Below are 2,500 nucleotides of genomic sequence, written 5' to 3'. Positions count from 1 at the left end.
CCACACCTGTTGAAAAAGGTCGGGATGAGTTGTGCCTAGGGGTGAAAGGCCAATCAAACTCGGAGATAGCTGGTTCTCTGCGAAATCTATTTAGGTAGAGCGTCGGACGAATACTCTCGGGGGTAGAGCACTGAATGGGTAATGGGGACTCACCGTCTTACTGATCCTAATCAAACTCCGAATACCGAGAAGTAATATCCGGCAGACACACTGTGGGTGCTAACGCCCATGGTGAAAAGGGAAACAACCCTGACCTACAGCTAAGGCCCCTAATTCATGGCTAAGTGGGAAAGCAGGTGGGACGACCAAAACAACCAGGAGGTTGGCTTAGAAGCAGCCATCCTTTAAAGATAGCGTAACAGCTCACTGGTCTAATTAAGTTGTCCTGCGGCGAAGATGTAACGGGGCTCAAGCCATGAGCCGAAGCTTAGGATGCATTTATTGCATGGTAGCAGAGCGTAGTGTGACATAGTTCCCATCCTCTTTTGCACCTTCGGGTGTAGTGGAGGATAAGGAGCTTTCTGTGAAGCCCGGGCGTGAGCCATCGGGTGGAGAGATCACTAGTGAGAATGATGACATGAGTAGCGACAAACAGGGTGAGAGACCCTGTCGCCGAAAGTCCAAGGGTTCCTGCTTAAAGTTAATCTGAGCAGGGTAAGCCGACCCCTAAGGCGAGGCCGAAAGGCGTAGTCGATGGGAACCAGGTTAATATTCCTGGGCCGTGAGGTGGTGACGGATCTCGAAGGTAGTTCTTCCTTATTGGATTGAAAGAGCTGCTTAGAGGTTCCTGGAAATAGCCCCTCTTTAAGATCGTACCCTAAACCAACACAGGTGGACTGGTAGAGAATACCAAGGCGCTTGAGAGAACCACATTTAAGGAACTCGGCAAAATACCTCCGTAAGTTCGCGAGAAGGAGGCCCGATTAGGACGCAAGTCTTGGTCGGGGGCACAAACCAGGGGGTGGCGACTGTTTACTAAAAACATAGGGCTCTGCGAAGTCGTAAGACGACGTATAGGGTCTGACGCCTGCCCGGTGCCTGAAGGTTAAAAGGAGGAGTGCAAGCTCCGAATTGAAGCCCAGGTAAACGGCGGCCGTAACTATAACGGTCCTAAGGTAGCGAAATTCCTTGTCGGGTAAGTTCCGACCTGCACGAATGGCGTAACGACTTCCCCGCTGTCTCAAATGTGGACTCAGCGAAATTGAATTGCCTGTCAAGATGCAGGCTTCCCGCGGTTAGACGGAAAGACCCCGTGCACCTTCACTACAACTTTACACTGGCATTAGACACAATTTGTGCAGGATAGGTGGTAGGCTTTGAAGCAGAGACGCTAGTCTTTGTGGAGCCGCCCTTGAGATACCACCCTAATTCTGTTTGATGTCTAACCGCGGTCCATTATCTGGATCCGGGACCCTGTATGGTGGGTAGTTTGACTGGGGCGGTCGCCTCCTAAAGAGTAACGGAGGCGCGCGAAGGTTGGCTCAGACCGGTCGGAAATCGGTCGTTGAGTGCAATGGCAGAAGCCAGCCTGACTGCGAGACTGACAAGTCGAGCAGAGACGAAAGTCGGTCATAGTGATCCGGTGGTCCCGAGTGGAAGGGCCATCGCTCAACGGATAAAAGGTACGCCGGGGATAACAGGCTGATACTGCCCAAGAGCTCATATCGACGGCAGTGTTTGGCACCTCGATGTCGGCTCATCTCATCCTGGGGCTGGAGCAGGTCCCAAGGGTATGGCTGTTCGCCATTTAAAGAGGTACGTGAGCTGGGTTTAGAACGTCGTGAGACAGTTCGGTCCCTATCTGCCGTGGGTGTAGGAGATTTGAGAAGAGTTGCCCCTAGTACGAGAGGACCGGGGTGAACGTTCCACTGGTGGACCAGTTGTCATGCCAATGGCAGTGCTGGGTAGCTATGAACGGACAGGATAACCGCTGAAGGCATCTAAGCGGGAAGCCCCCTTCAAAACAAGATCTCCCTGAGGGCCGAGGTAGACCACCTCGTCGATAGGTCAGAGATGTAAGTGCGGTAACGCACTCAGTTGACTGATACTAATTGCCCGATAGGCTTGATTTGATCCAGTAGAAGATAGACTTCTACAAACCTGACCCCCGAACGTAAGTTTGGTAAGGGTTCAGGCGGAATAATCAAAAGCTACACTTTTTTAAGTGAAACTAAATCTGATAGTTAAAACTGTGTGTTGTGTTTCTTTCTCGGTTTGGTGGTCATGGCACAAGTGAAACACCCGATCCCATCCCGAACTCGGCAGTTAAGCACTGTTGCGCCAATGGTACTGCGTCTTAAGACGTGGGAGAGTAGGTCGCCGCCAAACCTAGTAAGAAACATAACACGTATCTCTCAAACGATCCCTCAAACCCCAGAAATTACAAAAACTGGGATGCGAACTAAGGCAAAATGCCTAAGCGTCGCGGGATGGAGCAGCCCGGTAGCTCGTCAGGCTCATAACCTGAAGGTCGTCAGTTCAAATCTGACTCCCGCAACCA

General features: G+C 51.5%; 1 tRNA gene and 2 rRNA genes (1 of these 3 cut by a window edge). All 3 read left to right on the top strand.

The window, feature by feature from the left end:
- A 23S ribosomal RNA gene (locus AB9F26_RS21865) occupies nucleotides 1–2,072 on the top strand; it begins 761 nt to the left of the window's first position.
- Nucleotides 2,073–2,213: 141 nt separating this feature from the next.
- A 5S ribosomal RNA gene (rrf, locus tag AB9F26_RS21860) occupies nucleotides 2,214–2,328 on the top strand.
- Nucleotides 2,329–2,423: 95 nt separating this feature from the next.
- Nucleotides 2,424–2,500, top strand: a tRNA-Met gene (locus AB9F26_RS21855).

It is taken from the genome of Falsihalocynthiibacter sp. BN13B15 (assembly GCF_041205415.1).
Classification (GTDB): Bacteria; Pseudomonadota; Alphaproteobacteria; order Rhodobacterales; family Rhodobacteraceae; genus Falsihalocynthiibacter; species Falsihalocynthiibacter arcticus.
This window is presented reverse-complemented; position numbering and strand designations above follow the sequence as displayed.